Below are 23,192 nucleotides of genomic sequence, written 5' to 3'. Positions count from 1 at the left end.
CTACCGGCAGCCGAGCAACCATCCGAGCGCCTCGTGAACAACCCGGGCCGCCTGCTCGTCCCCGAAGGCGACCGCGTGGCTCAAGGCGCCGGCGAGCGATGCCACCACAGCGGCTCGAGGCGACGGGTCAGCCGGCAAGAACGCTCTGAACCCGCGGCTCGCCAGTTGGGCCTGCGTTGGGTCCACACCTTCAAGGGGTAGCGATCCGTTGTCGCGCCACTACGAAATCCTGGCGGAACCCACGGAACGTGCCGTTTCGCCGCCGCAATTCGTCCTTGGGCGACGCGGTGCGAGGCCCGGCGGCCGGGCCTTTCGTTCAGCTCAGCTCATCTCCAGGAACAGCCGATCCGGATCCTCCAGATACCCGATGACCTCGTAAGCGAACGCCGCCCCCACGTGACCATCGATGATCCGGTGGTCGAACGACAGCGACAGCAGCATCACCTCGCCGATCACGATCTGCCCGTCGCGCACCACCGGCTTCTGCTTCATCTGGTGGATCCCGAGGATCGCCACCTCGGGGAAGTTCAGGATCGGCGTCGCGAACAGGCCACCTTGCTGGCCGAGCGACGTGATCGTGAACGTCGAGCCGCCGAGATCCTCCGGCTTCACCCGCCCCGACTTCGTGTCCTCGCCGAGCCGCGCGATCTCCTTCGCGATGTCCAGCACGCTCCGGCGATCCGCGTCGCGCACGACAGGCACGATGAGCCCGGCCTCGGTCGCGGACGCGATGCCGATATGGTAGCTCTTCTTGACGACGATCTCCTGCGAGGCCTCGTCGAAGGCGCTGTTCAGCGTCGGGTGCCTCTTGAGCGCGGCGACGACGGCCTTCACGAAGAAGGGCAGGAACGTCAGCTTGACGCCCGCCTTCTCGGCCAGCGGCCGCAGGCGCGCGCGGCGCTCCTTCAGCGCGGAGACGTCGCACTCCTCGACGAAGGTGAAGTGCGCCGCCGTGTGCTTCGACCGCGACATCGCCTCGAAGATCCGCTTGCGCACGCCCCGCAGCGGGACGCGCTCGTCGCCCGGCGCCCCGGGCAGCCCCCGCGCGCGCTCCCCCTCGGGCCGCGGCGCCCCGCGCCCGCGGTCCTCCTCCAGCAGCTCGGGCGCCGCAGCCGCCCCGCGCTCGACCGCAGCCCTCGCGCGCTCGACCGCAGCCCCGGCGTCCGCCGCGCGCGCCTCGGCGCTCGCCGCGCCGGCGCCGCCCTCGCCCCGCGCCCCCGCCGCGCCGGCGCCCCGCGCGCCCGCCGCACCGGCCCCCAGGGCCGCCCCCGCGCCCCCGGGCGCCGCCGCCCTTTGCGCCATCGCAGGGAGCAGCGGCGTCGTCTCGGCCTCGACCTCGGGCGCCTCGAGCGCCCGCACGTCGTCCTTCGTCACGCGGCCGCCCGGGCCGGTCGGCGGCACGCGCCGCAGGTCCACCCCGAGATCGCGCGCCAGCTTGCGCGTCGCCGGCGTCGCGAGCGGCTTCTCGTTGAAATAGGCCGCCGCGCCGGCGCCCATGCTGCCGTTCATCCACGCGGCCGGCGCCGGCGACGGCGCCATCAGGTTCATCCCCGGCAGGTCCTCCTTGATGTCGCCGACCGCCGTCGCCGCAGGCTCCGCGGGGCCCGTCTTCGCAGCGGACTGCCGCATCCCCGTCCCCGACGCGGGCGACGGCGCGGCGGGCCGGTCGTCGAGGTCGAACACCACGAGCACCGAGTGCACAGGGACGACCCCGCCCACCTTGCCCCGCGTCTCCACGATCCGGCCCGAGCGCGGCGACGTGATCGTCACCGTCGCCTTGTCGGTCATCACCTCGACCATCGGCTGGTCCTCGGCGACGACGTCGCCCGGCGAGACCAGCCAGGTCACGATCTCCCCCTCCGTGACGCCCTCGCCGATGTCCGGAAGCCTGAACTCGTACTTGCCCATGCGTCAGTACCTCGCCGTCTCGAGGATCGCCGGAAGGATACGATGCGAGAGCGGGAGGTACTCGTTCTCGAGCGTGTACGGGAAGGGGGTGTCGAAGCCCGTCACCCGCACCGGCGGCGCCTCCAGGTGCAGGAACGCCTTCTCGTTGACCAGCGCGACGAGCTCGGCCCCGAGGCCGCAGCTCTTCGGCGCCTCGTGCACCACGACGACCCGGCCCGTCCGCTTCACCGACTCGATGACGGTGTCGATGTCGAGCGGCCACAGCGTGCGCAGGTCGATCACCTCGCACTCGACGCCCTGCGCGGCCGCCTGGTTCGCGGCGTCGAGCGCCTCGTAGAGCATCGCGCCCCAGACCACGAGCGTCACGTGCCAGCCCGGCCGGACCACCTTCGCCTTGCCGAGCGGGACCGTGTAGTCACCCTCGGGGACGTCGCCCTTCGCCGCGCGGTAGATGCGCTTCGGCTCGAAGAACAGCACCGGGTCCGGATCCCGGATCGACGAGAGCAAGAGCCCCTTCGCGTCCGCAGGGTTCGAGGGGCACACGACCTTCAGGCCCGGCACGTGGATGAACTGCGCCTCCGGCGACTGCGAGTGGTAGTGCCCGCCGCGGATGCCGCCGCCCACCGGCGTGCGGATGACAAGCTTCGACGGGTACTCGCCCCCCGAGCGGTACCGGTACTTCGCCAGCTCGGACACGATCTGGTCGTACGCGGGGTAGATGAAATCCGCGAACTGGATCTCCGGGACCGGCACGAGGCCGTAGAGCGCCATGCCGATCGCCGCGCCCACGATGCCGCCCTCGGAGAGCGGCGTGTCGATCACCCGGTCGTCCCCGAACTCGTCGAACAGGCCCTGGGTCACGCGGAACACGCCGCCGACCTTGCCGACATCCTCGCCGAGCACGACGACCCGCGCGTCCCGCCGCATCTCGTGGCGTAGCGCGTCGTTGATCGCCTGGACCATGTTCATCTGAGGCATGCTCTTCGTCTCCGTCTCTCGGCCAGAAGGTGGGAGTGCTACCTCACGGGCGCCCCCGCTCCCCTGGGGACCCCGTCGATCGCGGGCGGCGGCGCCACCCCGGCCTCACCGGCGCCGGAAGGCGAGCCGCCCCGCCCACGACGCCGTCGTCCACGCCGCGCCCGCACGCGCCCTAGTGGCCGCCGTGGCCCTTGGGCCTCGGGCCCGCCTTGAGCTGCTCCCGCTGCTCGACGAGGTGCCACGGCGGCTCCGCGTAGACGTCCTCGAACATCGAGTCGAGCGACGGCGGCGCCACCTTCTCCGAGGCCGCGATGCAGGCCTTGACCTCGGCGTCGACCGCCGCCTCGATCTCGCGATCCTGCGCCTCGGTCCAGCCCTGGGTGCGCTCCAGGTGCCGCCGCAGCCGCGCGAGCGGGTCGAGCCGCCGCCACGGATCGAGCCACGCGTCGGGGCGGTACGCCTTCGGGTCGTCGCTCGTCGAGTGGCCCGACAGGCGGTACGTCATCGCCTCGATCAGCGTCGGGCCCTCGCCCCGCGCGGCGCGCGCGATCGCGTCGCGCGTCACCTTCACGACCGCGAACAGGTCGTTGCCGTCGACCCGCACGCCGGGGACGCCGTACGCGACGCCCTTGCTCGCGAACGTGTTGCTCGACGTCTGGCGCTCGGTGGGCACGCTGATCGCCCAGCCGTTGTTGCGGCAGAAGAACACGACCGGCACCTTGAACACGCCCGCGAAATTCAGCCCGCTGTGGAAGTCCGACGAGCTCGTCGCGCCGTCGCCGAAGTAGACGAGCGTGGCGAGCTCGTCGCGCTTCAGCTTCGCGGCCCACGCGAAGCCCACGGCCTGGGTGATCTGCGTGCCGATCGGCGAGCTCACCGAGCCGAAGTGCCCCTCGCGGTAGGTGTAGTGGTCCGGCATCTGCCGCCCCTTCACCGTGTCGTTCGCGTTGCCGAACATGTTGTCGATGTACCGCTGGAGCGGCAGCCCCCGCCAGAGCGCGGCGCCGAACTCGCGGTAGCACGGGAACACCCAGTCCTGCGGGCGCGTGGCGGACACGCTGCCGAGGACCGCCGCCTCCTCGCCGAGCGAGCCGATGTGGAACCCGATGCGTCCCTGCCGCTGCAGCGCGACGAGGCGCTCGTCGAGCTGGCGCACGCGCACCATGGTCTTGTAGAGGGTGACGACCTCCGACGGGTCGAGCTTCGGGTCGTGCGCGGGGTCGAGCGAGCCGTCGTCGCGCAGGACCTTGATCACGTCGTCGGCACACGTGTCGAGCGGGTGCCGGGCGACGGCGGCCTGCGGCTCCAGGCTTGCCCCTGAGACGTTCGGCGGGCGGTCGGTGGAGTACGTCGCGGTGCTCATCGGCTCGCGGGACACTAATCAAAGGCGCTGCCCGAGACCAGTGCCGAGACGCTGCGGTCGCTCATTCGCTGTGCGCGCGACGTTGACTCGTCGCAGCGATCGCGCCGTCCGTTTGACTCGCCGCGGCGAGCGCTCGCGCATCCTCCCGCGGCGCACGTCGCGCGGCGCACGTCGCGCCGCGGATGTCCTGGCTAGACGCCCACGTGCCCGGCCGCCTGCGTGATCGCCTCGTCGACCGCGGCCATGTCGAGCTTGAACCCGCGCGCGAGCTGCTCGAGCACGCCGCGCTCCGGCGCGCTCACGCCGCTCGATGCGTGCGCCATGTACGCCGCCACGCGGAGCACCTCGCGCTGGTGCTCGGTCCGCCCGATCGTGCGGGCGACCATGCTGACGCGCTTCTCCATCCCGTCCTCGGCGAGCATCTCGCACAGGTCGGCGATGAGCGCCTCGAGCTGCTTCTCGTGGACGAGGTTCTGGCAGGCGTCGACGACGATGGCCTGGAAGCGCGCGCGCTCCTCCTCGTCGAAGTGGCCGTCGGCGTTCGCGACGAGGAACGAGGCCTCGATGATCGTCTCGAAGAGCGCCACGGCGGCCGGATCGAAGCCGGTGGGCATCGTGATGTCTTCGATCGGCGGACGCGCGCTGTAGGCCCTCGCCGCCTGGGAGAGGATCGACGCCACGCGCGCGCGCGGCGCCTCCGAGCCGAGCCGCGGGGCGCCTGGAGCAACGCCGCCTGGGCGCCTGTCGATGGGAGCGGACATCGTGGTGTCGGACCCTCCTGCGTAGGTCACGCTCGGCCAACCGCCGGGGAGCGTCAAGGCGCTTGGTGCTGCGCCCCCCCGCCCGCAACCCCCAGCGCGGTGAATTTGTTCAGCCATCACCCGCCCCGCCCGCTGCGGATACGGGCCCACCTCGACGTCTTCGGTGCTCGGCGCACTGGAGTGCGCCTGTGCGCCGAAGACGCCGATCTGGGCCCGTCTCCTGTGCGGGCGGGCCCCGCTTTAGCGGCGGACGAGGGAGGCGGCGGGAACGAGGCGCGCGGAGCTGGCGGATGCGGCGGCCTGGGCGTCGAGAGGGCGGGGCTCGTCCGGATCGAGCTCCGCGGTGAGGCGGGCGGCCTCGCGCCGCGCCACGGCGAGGCGCTCCTCGAGGAGCGCCTCGACCTGCGCGGCGTCGGCGGCGCCGTCGGCGCCGACGGACGCGGCGCCGGCGGGCAGCGCGGCATCGTTGCGGTCGATGAGGCTGCGGACGAAGACCTCGGCGGCCTTGTAGCTCGACCGCACGAGCGGCGCGCTGGCCGCGTAGAGGAAGCCCATCTCGAGCGCCGCCCGCTCGTACGCGGCGAACGTCGCGGGCTCGACGAACCGCTGCACGGGCGCGTGCTTCGACGAGGGGCGCAGGTACTGGCCGAGGGTCACGATGTCCACCCCGACCGCGCGCAGGTCGCGGAGCGCCTCCAGGACCTCGTCGTCGGTCTCGCCGATGCCGACCATGATCGAGCTCTTGGTGAGCCGCCGCGGCGCCGGCGCGCCGCGCTCGGCGGCGTCCGCGGCGAGGCGCCGCTGGCGCTCCTTCGCGCGCCGCAGCACGGCGAGCGACTGGTCGTAGCTCGACCGGACGTCGCGGATGACGCGGGTGATGCGACGGACGACCTCGACGTTGTGGGCGAAGACGTCGGGGCCCGCGTCGACCACCGTGTCGACGCCGCTCATGTGCCCCTGGAAGTCGCCGACCAAGGTCTCGATGAGCAGGTCGGGGCGGAGCGCGTGCAGGCGGCTCACGGTGCGCGCGACGTGATCGGCGCCGCCGTCGAGCAGGTCGTCGCGGTTGACCATCGTCATCACGACGTACTGGAGCGAGAGCCGCGCGATCGCGCGGGCCACGTGCTCCGGCTCCCGCACGTCGACGGCGCCGCGCGGGTCGCCGGTCGTGACCGCGCAGAAGCGGCAGCCGCGCGTGCACACGTCGCCGAGGAGCATCACGGTCGCCGTCCCCTCGCGCCAGCACTCGCCGACGTTCGGGCAGCGCGCCTCCTCGCAGACCGTGTGGAGATCGAGCTTGCGGAACGTCTCCTTGAGGTGGTGGTAGGTGTCACCGCCGGGAGCGCGGACCTTGAGCCACTCGGGCTTGGGCGAAAACTGCGCCATCAGGGCTGTCCTTAGCCCATGCGCCGGGGGAGCGCGAGCTGGACGGTACCTGGTCCCACGCGCCAGGAGCCCGGCCAAGGGGCCGGAGAGATTTCAACGCCAAGGCGCCAAGGCGCAAAGACGCAAAAAGGCAATAATTTCATCCTTTTTTGCGTCTTGGCGCCTTGGCGCCTTGGCGTTGAAAATCCCTCTCCGCTCGCGATGCAGAACCCCGGCAGGATGTGTGACCCGAGGTGCTAGGCGGGCGGCGGCACGGAGCGGCTGATCTCGCGCGACGTGAGCTTGCCGCGCTCGGTGAAGATCGCGGTCACGAGCTCGGCGGGGGTGACGTCGAAGGCCGGGTGGCGGACGGGCACCCCGGGCGGGATGACGCGGCGACCGCCGACGACGGCGACCTCGTCGCGGCTCCGCTCCTCGATCGGGATCGACGCGCCGCTCTCGGTCGCGAGGTCGATCGTGCTCCACGGGGCGGCCACGTAGAACGGCACGCCGTGGTGGCGCGCGAGGCAGGCGAGGCCGTAGGTCCCGATCTTGTTCGCGACGTCGCCGTTCCGCGCGATGCGGTCGGCCCCGACGACGACCGCGCCGATCTCGCCCTTCTGCATGAACCACGCGGCCATCGAGTCGGAGATCACCTCGACGGGGATGCCGTCGCGCTGGAGCTCCCAGGCCGTGAGGCGGGCGCCCTGGAGGTACGGGCGGGTCTCGCACGCGAGCACGCGGATCGTCTTGCCCTCGGCGATCGCGGCGCGGATGACGCCGAGCGCCGTGCCGTAGCCGCCGGTCGCGAGCGCGCCGGCGTTGCAGTGCGTGAGGACCGTGCCCGACTCGGGCAGGCGCGCCGCGCCGGCGCGGCCCATCTGGTGGCAGGCGGCGACGTCCTCGCGGTGGATCTCGCGCGCGAGCGCGGCGAGCTCCCGCGCGCGCTCCTCGCCGCGGCGCCCGGCGTGCTCCAGGGCCGCGGCGACGGCGCGCCGCACCGCCCACCCGAGGTTCACGGCGGTGGGCCGGGCGGCGGCGAGGTGCTCTCCCGCGGCGCGCATGGCGGCGACGTACCCGGAGGCGACCTCGCCGCGGGCGGCGCGCGCGGCGAGCGCCATCCCGTACGCGGCGGCGATGCCGATCGCGGGGGCGCCGCGGATCACCATCGACCGGATGGCCTCGGCGACGCCGGCGACGTCGGTCGCGGTCACGTAGCGCTCGCGCTCGGGCAGCTCGCGCTGCTCGAGGAGGAACACGCGGTCGTCGCCCTGCGCGAGCTCGACGGCCGAGTAGTCGGCGCCGGAGATGGCCTCGGCCGGCGCCCAGGGCGGCGTCGTCCGCGCGCCGTCGGCCGCCTGGGACCTCTGCTCTGCTTCGAAGCTCATGCTCATTCAGCGCCTCCCGTTCGAGCGTGACGGCTCCCCCTGCGCTCCCGCGTCCGTCCCCGACCCCTCGGCGCTCGCGGCGAGCCGGCCGCGGATCTCCTCGGCGACGGTCGCGAAGTCCTCGGCCGCGTCGGCCTTGCGGTCCGCGAGGTAGGCGCGGAGCGCGTGGGCGGCGAGCAGCGCGATGCTGGCGTTGATCCCGCGCGAGGTGAGCGCGGAGATGACGTCGCCGTTCTTGAGCAAGGTCTCGAGGTCGTCGAAGACCGCGGCGAGCTCTGGCCCGGGATCGATGCCGCCGCCGGCACCGGGGCGCTTCTCCTCGTCGTCGTCGCGGCTCACGGATCGCGCCTCATTTCCTGGTGGTCGTCGCCTTGGGGATGGCCGAGAAGGGGAAGTGCGGCGGCTCGACGCCGGGCACGCACTGGTACCTGGAGAAGTCGGTGACGCCCTCGTCGCGGAGCAGCGCCTCGTCGATCCACGCCTTGCCGCGCCGGGCCGACGGCTCGCGCGAGAGCAGCGCCAGGGTCGCGTCGGCGATGATGTCCGCCTTGCGCCAGAGCTCCGGGCCGCCGAGGCCGAAGTTCATGGTCGCGTAGCTCTCGATCGCCGTGGCGGGCCAGAGCGCGTGGGCCGTGATGTTGTGCTCGGCGTACTCCTCGGCGATGGCGTGGGCGATCATCGTCATGCCGAATTTCGAGACCGCATAGGCCCCGTGGTGGGCGCACGACGCGGCGTCGACGGGGGGCGACATCATGAGGATATGGCCGTACCGCTGCGCGATCATCTGGGGGAGGACGGCCTGCGAGAGGGCGAACGACGCGCGCACGTTGACGCCCATGATGAGGTCGAACTTCTTCATGGGCGTGTCGACGACATCGGCCCACCAGAGCGCGCCCGCGTTGTTGACGAGCGCGTCGACGCGCCCGAGGCGCTCGACGGCGGCGGCGACGGCGGCCTTGCAGGCCTCGTCGTCGCGCACATCGAGCTTGAGGGGCAGGGCGCGGCGGCCGAGCGCCTCGACCTCGCGGGCGACATCGTGGATCGTGCCCGGGAGGCGCGGGTTCTCGGCGACCTCCGTCTTCGCGGCGACGACGATATCCGCACCTTCTCGCGCGCAGGCGAGGGCGACGGCCCGCCCGATGCCGCGGGAAGCTCCGGTGATGAAGACAACGCGGTCTTTGAGGCGCATGGGAGTGCGGTCATAGCACATGCGCCAGCGCGGGGGCGGCCCGGCGTTTTCGCCCCTCCGGGCAGCCGTCGCGAGCGGAGCGAGGCGCAGGGCCAGGCTCTGCCGTGGACGGCAGCGGCCGAGGGCGCTGATCGGGCGCGCCGCGCGGCCTCGCGACGACCGGGGCGCCAGGCTGGGATGTCAGGGAGCTCGCAGAAACCGAGGCGCCGCGCCGCGCGCTGGACCGCGCCGCGAGAGGGCGCGCCGAGCCGCGACGCCGGCCGCGCGGCGCGCGGCGAGGGCCGGACGCGACGCGCCTGACAGCGCGCTTCGCGGTCGCTCACGTGGCTTTGCTGACGCCGGGCGACCGCTCGGCCGCGGGTCTCCCCTCGGAGCACGCACACCCACCCTTCGGCTCAAGGGAGATGGGGTATCCCACTGGCACCCTGCTGCGCGCCGACCTCGGAGTGAAGAAATCCTCTCTCGTCGAGTCACGCGCAGATCGGTTTCACGGCTTTTGGAAAGATCCAGCGATGGAGCGGTAAATCATGCGTGCTTGATTGTTTCGTCTCTGGACATGGCCGGGTTCAGGTGACACCGTGTTGAGCGCGAGCTTGAGGGAGGCGTTGCGCTGCGCTGAGACGCGCAGGGCGCTGTTCGGCCCCCTGAACAACGCTGTACTGGGTGGCCTGTCGAGGCGACGGCGCCCTGGCGTGTCTGTCGGCGCGAGCCGCGACGCCGGTGCGAGCCGGGCCGGGACAGGCTCACAGAACAAGGAGCCTTCAAATGAGTGCTTTGCATCGGACGCTTGTCCTCGCCTTCATCGCTGGTGTTTCTGCCGTGGGCTGTCTGGGCTCGACCGGCGTCGACGAGGAGCTGTCTGATCAGAAGTCCGAGCCGGTGGAGGGGGCGGTCTGCGACACCGCTGCAGAGAACTCGGACGTCACGCTCTCCTGCCCGGCGGGGGAGGTGATCACGGCGATCGAATTCGCGAGCTATGGCCGACCTCGAGGGGTCTGCGGCGGCTTCCAGGCCACCTCGTGCAACGCCTCGACGTCGAAGGCCGTGGTGGAGCGCGCGTGCGTCGGGCAGTCGAGCTGCACCGTGCCGGCGAACAACGCGACCTTCGGCGATCCGTGCAGGAGGACCACGAAGCGGCTCTACGTCCAGGCGGCGTGCGCCCCCGCGCCGGGCGGCGGCGAGGGCGGTTCGACGAGCGGCGGGGGCGGCTCGACGAGCGGCGGCGGAGGTTCGACGGGCGAGGGGGGCTCGACGGGCGAGGGCGGCTCGACGGGCGCCGAGGTCTGCGGCAACGGCGTCTGCGGCGCGGGCGAGGACTGCTCGAGCTGCGCGAGCGACTGCGGCGCTTGCCAGACCTGCCAGGGCGCGGGGCCCAGCACCACGCCGCTCGACACCGAGGAGCAGGCCTTCCTTCGCCTCATCAACCAGTACCGCGCGGAGAAGGGCCTCGGCGCGCTCTCGGCCTGCACCTCGATGAACCGCGCCGCCCAGGGGCACAGCGAGGACATGCGCGACAACAACTACTTCTCTCACTCGAGCCAGGACGGCCGGACGCCCTGGACCCGCATGTGCAACGCCTGTTATGAGCTCGGCTGCGGGGGGACCGCCATGGCCGAGAACATCGCGGCCGGCAACTCGGGGGCGCAGGGGACGTTCGACCAGTGGAAGAACTCGGACGGCCACAACAAGAACATGCTGGGATCGAACTTCAAGGTGATCGGCATCGGGCGGGCGACCGGCGGCGGGACCTACGGGTCCTACTGGACCACGGTGTTCGGCGGCAGCTCCGAGGCGAGCTGCAACTGAGCCGCAGCGCGCCTGCTCGGAGCAGCCTGTCACGCGTGAGGCGTTCCGCTACAGCGGTGCGGCGCGGTCCGGGTGCCAGCCTACCCGATCCGCGCCGCGCGCCCCGGTGAGGGCGTCAGCCGCGTCGCGGCCCGGCGATTGCTACATGCCGGGCCGGCTTCGAAACAGACATGGCTGAACACATCATCTATCTCCTCGGCCCGTATCGGATCCCCGGCTTTCAGGGAGAGCGCAACGTCCGCGTCTACCTGCCCAGCGAGGGCGCGAACGCCGAGCCCTCCCCCGCGCTGTTCCTGTTCGACGGGCAGAACGTCTTTCACGACGATCCCTCCTTCAGCGGCGGCTGGCACCTCCACGAGGCGGTGCGCGAGCTCGCGGAGCGGGGCCTCGTGGCGCCGGTCCTCGTGGGGATCGATCACGGCGGGAGCGAGCGGCTGACCGAGCTGTCGCCTTTCCCGGGCGACGGCAGCGACGGGCGGCTCGACGATGTCCTCGGCTGGCTGACCTCGGAGATCGTGCCGGCGGTGCGGGATCGCTTCCCGGTGCGGCGCGACGCGGCCGGCACGGCGATCGGCGGCTCGTCGATGGGGGGCCTCGCGGCGCTCTACGCCCATTTCCGCCGCCCCGACGTGCTCGGGGCGGCGCTGTGCATGTCGCCCTCGCTCTGGTTCGCGGAGCGCAGGATCTTCGATTTCATCGCGGCGCAGCCGGTCCCGGCGAGCTCGCGGCTGTACGTCGACGCCGGCGCCCAGGAGGACGACGGGTCGGTGCTGCGCGACGCCGCGCGGCTCGTCGAGCACCTGCGCGGGCGGGGCTACGGCGAGTCCAACCTGCTCTTCTGCCCGGACGAGGCCGGGACCCACAGCGAGGACGCCTGGCGCCGGCGCGCCCCGGGAGCGCTGCAGTTCCTGTTCGCCGAGGCGGCCAGGGAGCAGCCGGGGGGCGCCGGGGCGCCGGAGGGGTCGCAGCAGGCTGCCTGAGCCGAGGGACGGCGCGCCTGCGGAGCCGAGGGAGGACCGAGCCTCACCGCCGTGATACCTTGCGCGCGGCAGGCTCATGCTCACCAGCGTCCTCATCCACAACTACAACTGCTTCGTGGACTTCACGATCGAGCTTCCACGAAGGCTCTTGATCGTCGGCAGCAACGGGTCAGGAAAGACGAGCCTGTGGGAGGCGCTTGCCGGTCTTCAGGACGTGATCGTCCGGAGCACCGAGGCAGCGAGCGCATTCCCCACGCGCTCGCTCACTCGCTGGCTACACGGCGACCCTGTGCAGCGGTTCGCGATCGACTTGAAGCTCAACGCCGAAACATATCACTACGAGATCGAGATCGTTCACGATGTCGCCCGCCAGCAGGCGTCAATCCGTCGCGAACAGTTGACCGTCGATGGAAAGGCGCTCTACGAGGCGCTCGATGGCGACGTGCACCTCTATGGTGACAGCCCGACCGGAGCTCCGCTTGCGAGCTTTCCGTTCGGCCGCAAGCGCTCCTTCCTGCCGGACATGGAGCCCCGCCACGACAACAAGCGCGCGATCGCCTTCCGCGAGGCGCTCGCGAAGGTCTGGCTCCTCGCGCCCTCTCCGCGGCGGATCGAGCCGACCACGGCAGGCGAAGCGCCCTGGCTCGATCGCGACGGCAGGAATTTCTCGTCGTGGTTCCGCGGCGTCCTCGTCGAGAGACCCGGGCTCGGCAACGCGCTGTTCGAGGCGCTTCGCCCGACGTTACCGGGTTTACGAAACGTCGCGTTCGAGCGCATCAGCAGCGAGGTGCGCGAGCTCATGTTGACCTTGTGGGCCGAAGGAGCGGACTACAAACTTTCCGCAGGAGAGCTCTCCGACGGTCAGCGTTCGCTGGTCCTGCTCTATGGCTTCCTCCTCGGCGCGCTCGACCACGCCACGCTGGCGTTCCTCGATGAGCCGGAGACTGGCCTCGCGCCTCACGAGATGCAGCCCTGGCTCGCCGCGATGTCGACCGCGCTTGAGAAGCACGACGGCCAGGCCCTGGTGAGCTCACATCATCCTGCGGTCATCGACTACATGGCTCCATCTCGGACCGTACGATTCTCGCGGCCGGGCGGAGGGCCGGGGCGCATCGACGAGGTCACGCTCGAGACGGCCGGCGGCGTTCGTGTATCCGAGTGGCTCTCGCGTCCATGGGCGTACGAGGACGAGCATGAGGAAGCGTCGTAGGCTCCACGTCCTCTGCGAGGACGCGTTGCAGCAACGGTTCGTCGAGCGCCTCGCCGACCGCTGGGGATCGGACCGAGGCAACGGAAAGTAGACGCCTCACCCAGGGCGCGTGGATCCGCAGCGCAGTATGTGCTCGAGCGCTACGTCGACGCGGTGAGGCAGTGGAGGGCAGAGAGCCACGACGCGAATGTCGGGCTCCTCGTCCTGGTCGACGGCGACGAGCACGGCGTTGCACGGCGCCGTCAGCAACTCGCGCAGAAGCTCAAGGAGTCGAAGCAGGAGCCGATCGCTCCATCCGATCCCGTTGCCGTCATCGTTCCCACCTGGCACATCGAGACGTGGATCGCCTGGCTGTGCGGGCATCGCCCGATCGACGAACAGACTCGCTACAAGGAGGACGACGAGGATGGGCGGGCCGTCGCCCGCAAGATCGAGCACGGCGAGTACTCACCGCAGCGCGCCATCGGCGCCTGGGCACCTCCCGCGACTGACGAAGAGGCTCATGTCCCTTCGCTGGCGGACGCTCGCGGCGAGGTTCGCCGGCTTGGCGTCTGAGCCGAGGACCGGAGCCCTCCCCGAGGACTCTCTGGAGTCGCCGCGCGCGGCCGCCCCCTCTACCGCCGCCCCTTGCTCCGCTTGCGCGTCCCCTGGACGATGCGCGCCGCGTCGCGCGGGGGCGGGGCGCTCGCGGAGAGCGCGGCGGTGAGCCGGCCGGTCTCCGCGTCCGAGAAGGACCCCTTCCGGAGCGCCGCGATCGCCTGCGCCACCACGTCGCGCGACTCGGGGCGCTCCGCCTGCGTCTTCTCCTCGAGCCAGCGCACGACCTCGGGGAAGCGGGCCGTGAACGTCGCGATCTGCGCGGGCATCCCCTGCCGGAGCAGGCGCAGCCCCTGCAACCGCTCGTCGGCGCGCGGCGAGCGATCCGAGATCGCGAACGCCTCCTCCAGCCGCGCCACCACCTCCGCGCCCGCCGACAGCCCGGTGAGCAGCGTGCGCTCCGCGAGCGCCTCGAGCGCGACGTACGCCTGCAGGTAACCGTCGGTCCAGGACGAGAGCTCGCCGATCGCCGCGTCACCCCGCGCCGCGATCACCGCGCGGAGCGCCGCCACGACGCCGTCGCGCACGAGGCGCCGCGGATCCTCGGCGATCTGCTCGAGCTCCGCCAGCGGATCGAGCCCGCCCCGGGCGCCGCGAGCCCCGCGACCGCGCTGCCGACCTCCCGCTCCGCCCGCCCCCGCCGCGCTCCCCGACCGCTCCGCCTGCGCCTCCCGCGTCGCGAGCGCCGCGAGCGCCTGCGCGGCCACGATGAGCGCGTACTCCTCGCCGCTCGCGCAGAGCGCCCGCAGGAGGCGCTCCGCCGTCGCGCCGCGGTCCGCGATCGACGCGCCGACCGCGCGGGCGAGATCCAGGTTCACGCGCGGCAGGGGCGCGTTCGGGCCGAGATCGGGGCCGGGCGCGCGCCCGCCGCCGCGCCGGGCGGGGAGCCCGGAGCTGCGATCGAGCAGCGCGAGCAGCTCGGCCGGATCGCCGAGCTGCGCGGCGCGCTCGATCGCCGCCTCGATCTTCGGGTTGCGCAGCGCGCCGGGCGGCGTCGCGCCCCGGCGCAGATCCGACGGATCGGCCATTCAGAACCCCAGGGAGAAGCCGACCTCGGGAGAGAGGACGGCGGTGACGGCAGGAAAGGTGAGGCCCGCGCGGAGCGCGAGGTTGAGCGATACGGCGTCGATCGGCGCATAGGCGACGCCCACGCCGGCCGACGCGAAGCCCTGGCCCGCCTGCCGGGTCGCGGCGAGCGTCTGCTGCCGGGGCTCGAGGCGACCGCTCCGGCCCGGCCTCGTGCACGGGCTCGTGATGTCGGCAGCCGCCCCGCACGCGGCCGCGTCCTCGAGGACGTGCACGTCGACCTCGGCGTCGACCTGCGCGACGCCGGCCGCGGCGAGCACGAACGGGCGGGCGCCGAGCTGCTCGAACGGTCGCGCCGCGAGGAAGTACTGCGCGCGCGCCTCGAGGTGGAGCGGCAGGAACGAGGCGCCGCCGCCCGTCGTGCCGCCCGCGGCGAAGCCGACGCGGCCGCCGACCGTGAGGTTGTCGAGCACCAGCCGATCGTAGGCGATCGCCACCCGCAGCGTCGCGAGCGCGAAGCCGAGGTTCACGTCGTTCGCGACCCCCGGCGTCGGCGTGCCGTCGTACCGGGTCCCGTCGCCGCGCAGGCAGACGTAATGGTCGCTCGCCTGCGACCCGACCGCGCACACGTCCCGGCCGGAGAACAGCGCGACGTCGGGGGAGAAGGTCAGCGCGACCCAGTTCCTGCGGACCTCCGGCGCGCCCTCCGCCGCGGCGTCCGACGCAGGTCGCGCGACGCACGCGCCGCCGACGCAGGCGAGCCCCCGGCTGCACTGCCGGTCGTCGAGGCACTGCGGCGGCCGCTCCTTCTCGGGCGCCGCGCACGTCGCGGGGGGCGCGTGGCCGGGCCAGCGCGGCGGCGCCGAGGTGAGGCTCGCCTTGATCTGCGTGGTCAGCGGGGCGTCGCGCGCGCCCGCGCTCGCGAGGATCGCGCCGTCCCCGTCGACGGCCGCGACGTGGTAGCGGAGCGGCCCCTCCCGCCCGAGCACCTCGCACGGCACGTTGATGCCGAACCCCTCGCCCCGCAGCTTCTTCATGACCAGCGGGCGGAACTCGTCCTCGCCGGGCGGCTGGTACCAGACGGTCACCTGCTCCACGCTGGGCAGCAGGTCGTCCGGGACCTCCACATAAAGAGGGACGGGCGTGCGGACGCGCTGCTCGGGCGGCGGATCCATCCGGAGCCGCGCGCTGGCCGCGTCGGGCGCGCCGGACGTCGGCGACGCCCCGACGCCGGTCGCGGCGCGCGCCTGCTCGAACGCGGACGAGACCTCCCGCGTCGCGAGGCGCGGGTCCAGCTTCGCCGACGGATCGACGCGGAGGGCGTCCGCGAAGGCGTCGCGCGCGTCCCCCAGCTCCTTCCTTGTCTGGGCGAGCACCGTCCCGAGCGCGACGTGCAGCCGGGCCTTGATCGCCGGCGAGCAGCCCGACGGGCCGCAGGCGTCGATCGCGGCCCGGAGCTTGCGCTCGGCCTGATCGAACCGGGTCTCGAGGTAGTCGGTCCCCATCGCCTCGTTCAGGGCCGCCTCCGCCTGCGCGTCCCGCGGCAGCGCCTGCGCGGCCGCCGCGCCCGCGGTCAGCCACCCGGACAGGCCGGCCGCAGCGATCGCGAGCAGCGCGCGCGGCGCGCGCGGCGCGCAGGAAGCGGGGCCGTTGCGTACGGGCATCGGCCCGCAACGTAGCCCACCGGTGTGTCCACGAGCTTCACAAAAGCTCCGGAACCCGGCCTCCCGCTCGCGCGAACGACGCCCGCCAAGGGCGCAGGACGGGCAAGTAATCCACAGGTTGTTCCCAGCTTGTGGAAAGCCCGCACGAATTTCCTGGCGCCTTCAAGGAAGCTGCCCGGTCACTCGTTTGCTCGTGCGGGCGACAGCTCCTCCAAGCCCCGGCGCCGGCAACAGCCGACCCGGGCATGGACGCGCCGTCCACACCGATGCCACCGATTTTCTGCGATCTCGGGCACTCCGCGGCCCGACGCGCCGCAGAATTTCCGGGGGCTAAACTCCCTCCTCCGGCACCGATCCGCAACCCAAAAATCACGCGTTTGAGCCGGGTTTGGCGGTCCACAGGGTTGTCCACAGGTTGGTCACCCGATGGCCCCAGGCGACGCGCAGGTTCCGTCCATGCCCGGCGGATCCTGACCCGGTTCGCGGGTTCTCGTTGACAGACACGCGACGACATGGAGGGGCATGGACGGTGAGCGACGGTCGCTGGACCGCGCGGCGCCGCGCGGGGCGTGCTAGCTGGTGCGCATGCGCGTTCCGGAAATCCCCGAGGAGATCGCGCCGGCCTTCCGCGCCGGCGACCCGCCGGCGCCGGCGCAGGTCGCCGCTCGCCCGCTGATCCGGAGGAGCGCGCGCGTCCCACGTTCGCGCGTACGGCTCGCCGACCACGACGCGGCCTCGCTCGCCGAGCTCCTCCGCAACGCCGGCGGCACGGCGTCGGCGGCGCGCGCCGTCTCAGGCAAGGTGGTGCGCCACGCGTTCGGGGCGGAGCCGGGGGCGCCCGCGCCGGCGTGGGACGCGCCCGCGCTCGCCGCTTTGGGCGTCGGGGCGTGGGCGCACGAGGCGCTGCTCGCGCTCGACCCCGGTCTGTCGCTCGAGATCGCCGAGCAGGCGCCCTCGACGGACGACACGCTCCGGCTCGTCCTGCGCGCGCGCGACGGCGCGCTCATCGAGTCGGTGCTCATCCCGGGGCCGGCCCGCACGACGCTCTGCGTCTCGAGCCAGGTCGGCTGCGCCCGCGCGTGCGCCTTCTGCGAGACGGGGCGGCTCGGGCTCGCGCGCCAGCTCGCCGCCGGCGAGATCGTCGATCAGGTCCGGATCGCGCGGGCGCTCGCGGCCGAGCGCGGCGGCGCGCCGCTCCGGAACCTCGTCTTCATGGGCATGGGGGAGCCGTTCGACAACCTCGGCGAGGTGCTCAAGGCCATCCGGCTGCTCACCGACCCGCGCGCGTTCCGGTTCGCGCCGTCGCACGTGACCGTGAGCACCGTCGGGGTGGCGGACAAGATCGAGCCGTTCTTCCGCGAGGCGCGCGCGGAGATCGCCGTCAGCCTCAACGCCCCGGACGACGCCCGGCGGCAGGCGATCATGCCGGTGAACGCGCGGTTCCCGATGGCGGCGCTCAAGGAGGCGCTCGCGCGATCGCTGCCGCAGGGCCGGCGCGTGCTGTTCGAGTACGTGCTCTTCGACGGCTACAACGACGCCCCGGAGGACGCCGACCTGCTCGCGGCGTACGTCGCCGGGCTCCGGTGCCGCGTGAACGTCATCCCGTGCAACCCCGGCCCCGATCCGGCGCTCCGCCCGCCGTCCGCGGCGCGGCTCGACGCGTTCGTCGCGCGGCTGTCCGGCCACGGCGTGACCACGCTGGTGCGTCGGCCGCGCGGGCGCGACGTGGGCGGCGCCTGCGGGCAGCTCGCCGGGATCGCCCGCCTCAGGCCGCCATCGCCAGCGTGAGGGCGGCGCTCCGGAGCCCCGCGGCGCCCGGCACGACCGCGCGGAGCGCCCCGTTGCCCGCCGAGAACGTGCGCGCGACCTTCCCGGCGTGCTGGTTCATGCGCGCGACCACCGCGCGCCGGTCCGCCTCGCGCTTCTGCGCGAGCAGGGAGAGCAGGTCGTCCCAGACCCTGTCGCGCCACATCTTGAGCATGAAGAGCACGGCGCTGGAGACCGTGCGCTGCACGTCCCGGGTAACGGTCGCGATCCGGGCGAGCGGGCAGCCGTAGCGCTCGCTCAGGATCGCGAAGATCTCCGGCATCGCCGCCGCGAGAATTTCATTCACAAGGTCGTGGTCGTGGCGGTAGCGGGCGAGGAGGCGGGCGTCCTGCTCCGCGCCGTGCTGGACGATGTTCTGGTAGAGGCCGAGGGCCAGGTCGTAGTTGATGTGCGCGTTGATGCCGAGGAGGGCGTGCACCGCCGCCGCCGTCCCGCGCGCGCTGTTGCACTGGAACGCCACGTCCCACGCCTCGACGCCCGTGGAGCGCCCGTCCAGCGAGGCCGCGAGCGCCTTCAGGTAGTACTCGCAGAAGATCCCGGCGAGCCGCGAGATCCACGCGGGCTCGAGGAACCTGTCGTCCGTGCCGTCGATCACCGCCTCCTTCACGCGGCGCGTGATCACGGCGTACACGTCCGGGAACACCGCGCGCGGGTCGTTCTTCTCGCGCAGCCGCGCGGCCACCGTCTGCAGGGCGACAAGCGCCTCGGCGACGTTCACGGGCTTCATCGTCACGCCCTCGAGGACGGCGTGACGCGCGGTGTCCATCGCGGGACGGCACGCGGCCGACGACCGCGTCTGCTTGCTCATCATCGCCAGGGGCCGCTCGGAAGTAAGGGTGTTCATGGCTGCGCTCTGAGCGAGCGAATTCAAGGATCGTGCCCGTATGTCCGGTTCGCAGTCGTACACTTCGCGTCACCACCTCGGAGCGCGCAGCGCGGAGCTCGAGCGCGCGCCGGCAGGCGCGGCCGCGTCGGTGCGCCCCGCGCGATCGAGGCGAATTTCCCGCAAATCCAGCAAAGATCGCTCGCCGGAACACCCGGGTGAGGGCGCTCGATCCACGGCGAGGGTCAGCGGCTATCCAGATCGCGCCCGATCAGGAGTCGCTACATGGACGGCATCTCCCGACAAGGTGAGAAAGCTGACCAGAGCGCCAAACTGCCCCATGGGGCAGATTGTTACGCGCAGACGGATTCCCTTCAGGAAAAATGCGGGAGCTCCTGACGCCGCGCGCCGTTTCAACGACTTGACGCGACGGTGTGCGGCGTTCGGGCTTGCATCTGGAATCTCGGCCCGCGGGGCGCTGCCGCGTATCCTGGACGGAGCGATCCGCGCGTCCGCGGCGCATCCCGTCCATCGACCGGCGCGCGGGAGCTCAACGGCTCCCCTGCGGCCGCCACCGCCGAGCACCATGAGCTTCCTCAAGATCGTCTGCTCCGAGCCGACCAACGACCTCGCTTCCTTCCTCCAGGCCCTGCCGTTCGAGCCCGCGGAGCCGGCCATCGCGCTCGTGCTGAGCACCGCGGATCTCGCGTATCCGCTCGTCGCGGCGCGCACGCTCCTCGCGTCGGCCAGGGAGAGCGGCGCGTCACACCTCCTCTGGGTGGCGCCGTACCTTCCTGCCTCGACCGGCGTGGGGCGGCAGATTCGCGACGCTGAGGCATTTCTCCGCGGCGCTGGTCAGCGGCTGACCGTCGTCTCTCACGGACCGTTGCTCAGCGCCCTCGACCTCTGGCGCGACGACATCCGGCTCCGTCGCACCTTGCCGCTGCCGCTCGGCGACGGCGCGCTGCCCTGGGTGGCGCCGGCCGACGTGGCCCGCATGGCGCAGCGCGCGCTCGAGCAGCCCGGCGCCGCGCCGCCCGTCGTCTGCGGCCCCGCCGCGTGCACGGGCGCGCAGGTGGCGGCCGCGCTGTCCCGCGCCGTCCGGCTCGGTCTCGCGAGCGAGCGCTTCGCCTGGCGGCGGTTCGAGGAGATCGATCGCGACCACAACCGCGCGCTGAGCGAGGACGAGATCCTGCCGTACCTCACCGGCCTCGGTGTCCCGGCCGACGAGGCGAGGGCGCTGCTCCACGCGGCGGACACGACAGGGGACGGGACGATCGATTTCGAGGAGTTCACCGCCGGGTTGCGGGGACGGCTCGACAACCTCGTCCAGCAGCTCCTCCGCGAGGACAGCTTCGAGATCCGGTACGCGGACACGCCGGCCGACGCGGCGGTGGCGGCGCTGGTCCGGACGGGGCTGCGGAAGGCGGCGGCCGAGGCGCTGATCGAGGGCTGGACGGGCCTGGTGAGGGAAGGGATCCCCGAGGGGGCCCGCGGGGCCGACGAGGCCTGGCTCGAGCTGCCGCCCGCGAGCGTCGACGCGTGGGCCGAGCGGCGCGCGCTCGATCACGTGAACGTCCACCTCCTGCCCGGGCAGGGGCTGCTCTCCCTGCGCGAGGGGCTCGTCGAGAGCAGCGCCGTGATGGGCGCGCTGGCCGGCAAGGCGGCGGCGATCTCGAAGGTGGTGGACGGTAGCGGCCGGATCCTGGCGCTCTCCCGCGCGCTCGACGGGAGCGGCGTCGCGGCGCGGTGGCTGGACGCGCCGCCCACGAGCCTGCGGTGGGTGGTGTGCGGCGACCGCGACAAGCGCCGCGCGCTGCTCGTCTCCGACGGACAGCTCGTGGGGGTGCACGTCGAGGGCGAGTGGCAGGGCCTTCCGTCCGCGATGCGGCTGCTGATGGCGCGCGCCTCGCTGCCCGGCTGGCAGCTCGCGACCTTCCGGGAGCTCGGCGAGCTGAAGCTCGATCAGCCCGCGGCGCTGTTCGAGCCGGAGGAGGTCGTGTGCAACTGCGCCGGGGTCAAGCGCGGGCAGATCTCGAGCCTCATCGAGGCCGGGTGCGAGAGCCGCGCCGCGCTGTCGGAGCGGACGCGGGCGGGCCAGATCTGCGGCGGGTGCGTCCCGGCGATCGAGGAGATGTTCGGCGGGTCGAGCCTCGTGCAGGCCGAGGTGAAGGGGGCGCAGGAGCTCTCTCCTGGGATCTTCCAGGTCAAGCTCGCGCCGGTCGGCGGCGCGCCGGCGGCGTCGGTGCCCGGGCAGCACGTGCTCGTGCAGGGCTACCTCGATCGGCGCTGGGTGGCGCGCGCGTACACGCTCTCGGCGCCGGCGGTCGCGGGCGGGGAGTACGAGATCACGGTGAAGCGCGAGGAGCTCGGGGTGTTCTCGCGGTGGCTGTGCGAGCGCGCCGCGGCCTCGCTGCTGCGCGCCTCGGCGCCGCGGGGCAGCTTCGTCCTGCCGGGGCCGCCGGTCGACCGGGTGGTGTTCCTCGCGGGCGGGATCGGCGTGACGCCGGCGATGGCGATGCTGCGGGCGCTCGACGGGCGGGCTGCCCGCGCCGATCTGCGGGGGTTCCTGCTGGACTGGTCGGCGTCGCACGCGGCGGACTTCCTCTATTTCGAGGAGGAGCTGCGCGCGATCGCCGGCCGCGCGCCCGGCGTCGCGTTCCGCCTGCGCGCGACGAAGGCGGAGGGGCGGCTGTCGCGGGGGGACGTGGCGGAGCTGTACCCCTACCGGCCGGGGTCGCGGGCGCTCGTGTGCGGGCCCGAGGGGTTCATGCGCGACGCGCACGAGCACCTGCGCGCGGCGGGCTGGCCGGAGGACGCGATCCAGCGGGAGCTGTTCACGTCGAACGTCGACACCGGGGGCGCGATCCGGCCGATGCCGCTCCGGCGGGCCGGCGCCGCCCGCGCGGCGGGCGGGGTCTGTCCCGTGGAACACGGCTCGTTCCACCTGACGCCCACCGCGCCGGCGGCGATCCTGACCGAGGCCGAGGCGTTCCTGCGCCAGTGTTATGCGGAGCTCGGGGTGCCCTCCGCCGCGGAGGAGCGCTGGCAGGAGGTGCGGGCGAGCCTGGAGAAGACCGGGACCTACGCGCACCTGCCCGACGAGCTGGCGTACGGGGCCCGGCTGGCGTGGCGCAACAGCTCGCGGTGCATCGGGCGCTTCTTCTGGTCGACGCTGCACGTGCGCGACCTGCGTCACCTGAAGACGGAGGAGGAGATCTTCGGGGCGCTGGTCGAGCACCTCGACATGGCGACGAACGGGGGCGACATCCGGGCGATGATGTCGGTGTTCAGGCCGGGGGAGCCGCGGATCCGCATCTGGAACGGGCAGCTCGTCCGGTATGCGGGCTACCGGCTGCCGGACGGGGGTGTCCTCGGCGATCCGGCGAACGTGGAGCTGACGGAGCAGGCGCTGGCGCTGGGCTGGCCGGGCGGGGAGCGGACGCGCTTCGACCTGCTGCCGCTGATCGTCCAGATCGGCGACGCCCGGCCGCGGTGGTTCGAGCTGCCGCGGGATCGGGTGCTCGAGGTGCCCATCGTGCACCCGCGCCACGCGTGGTTCGCCGAGCTCGGGCTGAAGTGGCACGCGCTGCCGGCGGTCTCCAGCATGGCGTTCGACGTCGGCGGGGTGCAGTACACGGCGGCGCCGTTCAACGGCTTCTACATGGGGACCGAGATCGGCGCGCGCAACTTCAGCGACGTGACGCGGTACAACCAGCTACCGCTCATCGCGGATCGGCTCGGGCTCGACCGGTCGCGCAGCGACACGCTGTGGCAGGACGCCGCGCTGGTCGAGCTGAACATCGCGGTGCTGCACTCGTTCCGGCAGGCGAAGGTGCGCATCCTCGATCACCACGCGCTGTCGGAGTACTTCAAGAAGTTCGAGCAGCAGGAGCGGGAGTGCGGGCGCCCGGTCTACGCGGACTGGACGTGGATCGTCCCGCCGATGTCGGCGTCGACCATGGCGGTGTTCCACACGAACATGGAGAACAAGATCCTGAAGCCGAACTATTTTTATCAGGACGACGCGTGGAAGCCGCAGAAGGGGTAGGTCTTGCCAAGACGCCCGACGTGCACCCCCTCCCGGGGCCTACCGCGAACGCAGAACCGCGAGGAACTCAGGCGCACGGTATCAGCACGGCCACCGGCAGAGACGGCCGTGATCGAGGGGTCGCGGAGGGGGCGCGCGACGGATCGGATCCGTTGCGAGGAGGTGGCGACGGGGGGGGGCGCGACGGATCGGATCCGTTGCGAGGGGGTGGCGGCAGGGGGGCGCGACGGATCGGATCCGTTGCGAGGGGGTGGCG

General features: G+C 72.7%; 17 protein-coding genes. 6 read left to right on the top strand and 11 right to left on the bottom strand.

The features are described 5' to 3' along the window. Positions 1-321 precede the first annotated feature (321 nt). The 8 genes from WME76_RS44555 to WME76_RS44520 all read right to left on the bottom strand — a co-directional run bounded on the left by WME76_RS44555 (position 322) and on the right by WME76_RS44520 (position 8,952). The gene (locus WME76_RS44555; protein WP_437962293.1) at positions 322-1,908 is read right to left on the bottom strand and encodes a dihydrolipoamide acetyltransferase family protein; all 1,587 of its coding nucleotides are present in this window, start codon (positions 1,906-1,908) and stop codon (positions 322-324) included. Between the two features lie 3 nt (positions 1,909-1,911). Then, entirely contained in the window at positions 1,912-2,886 is a 975-nt protein-coding gene (locus WME76_RS44550; protein WP_437962292.1) for an alpha-ketoacid dehydrogenase subunit beta, read from the bottom strand. A 172-nt stretch (positions 2,887-3,058) separates the two neighbouring features. After that, entirely contained in the window at positions 3,059-4,249 is a 1,191-nt protein-coding gene (locus WME76_RS44545) for a thiamine pyrophosphate-dependent dehydrogenase E1 component subunit alpha (protein ID WP_437962291.1), read from the bottom strand. Positions 4,250-4,440: 191 nt separating this feature from the next. Continuing rightward, the gene (locus WME76_RS44540; RefSeq protein WP_437962290.1) at positions 4,441-5,010 is read right to left on the bottom strand and encodes a tellurite resistance TerB family protein; all 570 of its coding nucleotides are present in this window, start codon (positions 5,008-5,010) and stop codon (positions 4,441-4,443) included. A gap of 240 nt (positions 5,011-5,250) precedes the next feature. Continuing rightward, positions 5,251-6,396, bottom strand: a complete 1,146-nt coding sequence (gene lipA, locus WME76_RS44535; protein ID WP_437962289.1) for a lipoyl synthase — start codon at positions 6,394-6,396, stop codon at positions 5,251-5,253. 236 nt (positions 6,397-6,632) lie between these two features. Further along, positions 6,633-7,769 (bottom strand): S-methyl-5-thioribose-1-phosphate isomerase, encoded by a 1,137-nt coding sequence (mtnA, locus tag WME76_RS44530; RefSeq protein WP_437962288.1) that lies wholly within the window; start codon positions 7,767-7,769, stop codon positions 6,633-6,635. Further along, a complete protein-coding gene (locus WME76_RS44525; protein WP_437962287.1) occupies positions 7,770-8,102 on the bottom strand; it encodes a hypothetical protein in 333 nt (110 codons plus the stop codon). It abuts the gene before it with no gap. A gap of 10 nt (positions 8,103-8,112) precedes the next feature. Then, positions 8,113-8,952 carry an SDR family oxidoreductase gene (locus WME76_RS44520; protein ID WP_437962286.1) on the bottom strand — a complete coding sequence of 280 codons (840 nt, stop codon included), beginning with the start codon at positions 8,950-8,952 and terminating at the stop codon, positions 8,113-8,115. A gap of 765 nt (positions 8,953-9,717) precedes the next feature. Between WME76_RS44520 and WME76_RS44515 the strand changes: the two genes are divergently transcribed. From WME76_RS44515 to WME76_RS44500, 4 genes are all read left to right on the top strand, one after another. Continuing rightward, positions 9,718-10,758 (top strand): CAP domain-containing protein, encoded by a 1,041-nt coding sequence (locus WME76_RS44515; protein ID WP_437962285.1) that lies wholly within the window; start codon positions 9,718-9,720, stop codon positions 10,756-10,758. 170 nt (positions 10,759-10,928) lie between these two features. Then, positions 10,929-11,738, top strand: a complete 810-nt coding sequence (locus WME76_RS44510; protein WP_437962284.1) for an alpha/beta hydrolase — start codon at positions 10,929-10,931, stop codon at positions 11,736-11,738. 76 nt (positions 11,739-11,814) lie between these two features. Continuing rightward, a complete protein-coding gene (locus tag WME76_RS44505) occupies positions 11,815-12,948 on the top strand; it encodes an AAA family ATPase (RefSeq protein ID WP_437962283.1) in 1,134 nt (377 codons plus the stop codon). A 129-nt stretch (positions 12,949-13,077) separates the two neighbouring features. Next, positions 13,078-13,503: a hypothetical protein gene (locus WME76_RS44500; RefSeq protein WP_437962282.1), complete on the top strand. Its 426-nt coding sequence runs from the start codon at positions 13,078-13,080 to the stop codon at positions 13,501-13,503. A gap of 59 nt (positions 13,504-13,562) precedes the next feature. Here WME76_RS44500 and WME76_RS44495 read toward each other — a convergent pair whose 3' ends face one another. Together WME76_RS44495 and WME76_RS44490 are read right to left on the bottom strand one after the other, a co-directional pair. Beyond that, positions 13,563-14,573 (bottom strand): hypothetical protein, encoded by a 1,011-nt coding sequence (locus WME76_RS44495; protein WP_437962281.1) that lies wholly within the window; start codon positions 14,571-14,573, stop codon positions 13,563-13,565. After that, on the bottom strand, positions 14,574-16,235 hold the full coding sequence (locus tag WME76_RS44490; protein WP_437962280.1) for a hypothetical protein: 1,662 nt from the start codon (positions 16,233-16,235) through the stop codon (positions 14,574-14,576). Between the two features lie 585 nt (positions 16,236-16,820). On the opposite strand from WME76_RS44490, the gene rlmN reads away from it, so the two are divergent. Next, a complete protein-coding gene (rlmN, locus tag WME76_RS44485; protein WP_437962279.1) occupies positions 16,821-18,023 on the top strand; it encodes a 23S rRNA (adenine(2503)-C(2))-methyltransferase RlmN in 1,203 nt (400 codons plus the stop codon). Here the strand turns inward: rlmN and WME76_RS44480 are convergent. Next, positions 18,001-18,906, bottom strand: a complete 906-nt coding sequence (locus tag WME76_RS44480) for a DUF5995 family protein (protein WP_437962278.1) — start codon at positions 18,904-18,906, stop codon at positions 18,001-18,003. The two genes, rlmN and WME76_RS44480, sit on opposite strands and share 23 nt — an antisense overlap. Positions 18,907-19,471: 565 nt before the next feature. On the opposite strand from WME76_RS44480, the gene WME76_RS44475 reads away from it, so the two are divergent. Then, positions 19,472-22,936, top strand: a complete 3,465-nt coding sequence (locus WME76_RS44475; protein WP_437962277.1) for a nitric oxide synthase oxygenase — start codon at positions 19,472-19,474, stop codon at positions 22,934-22,936. The last annotated feature ends 256 nt before the right edge of the window (positions 22,937-23,192 follow it).

This window comes from Sorangium sp. So ce119 (genome assembly GCF_051524405.1).
GTDB classification, from domain to species: Bacteria; Myxococcota_A; Polyangia; order Polyangiales; family Polyangiaceae; genus Sorangium; species Sorangium cellulosum_G.
The sequence above is the reverse complement of the archived record's forward strand: the minus strand, read 5'-3'. Positions and strand labels throughout refer to the sequence as shown.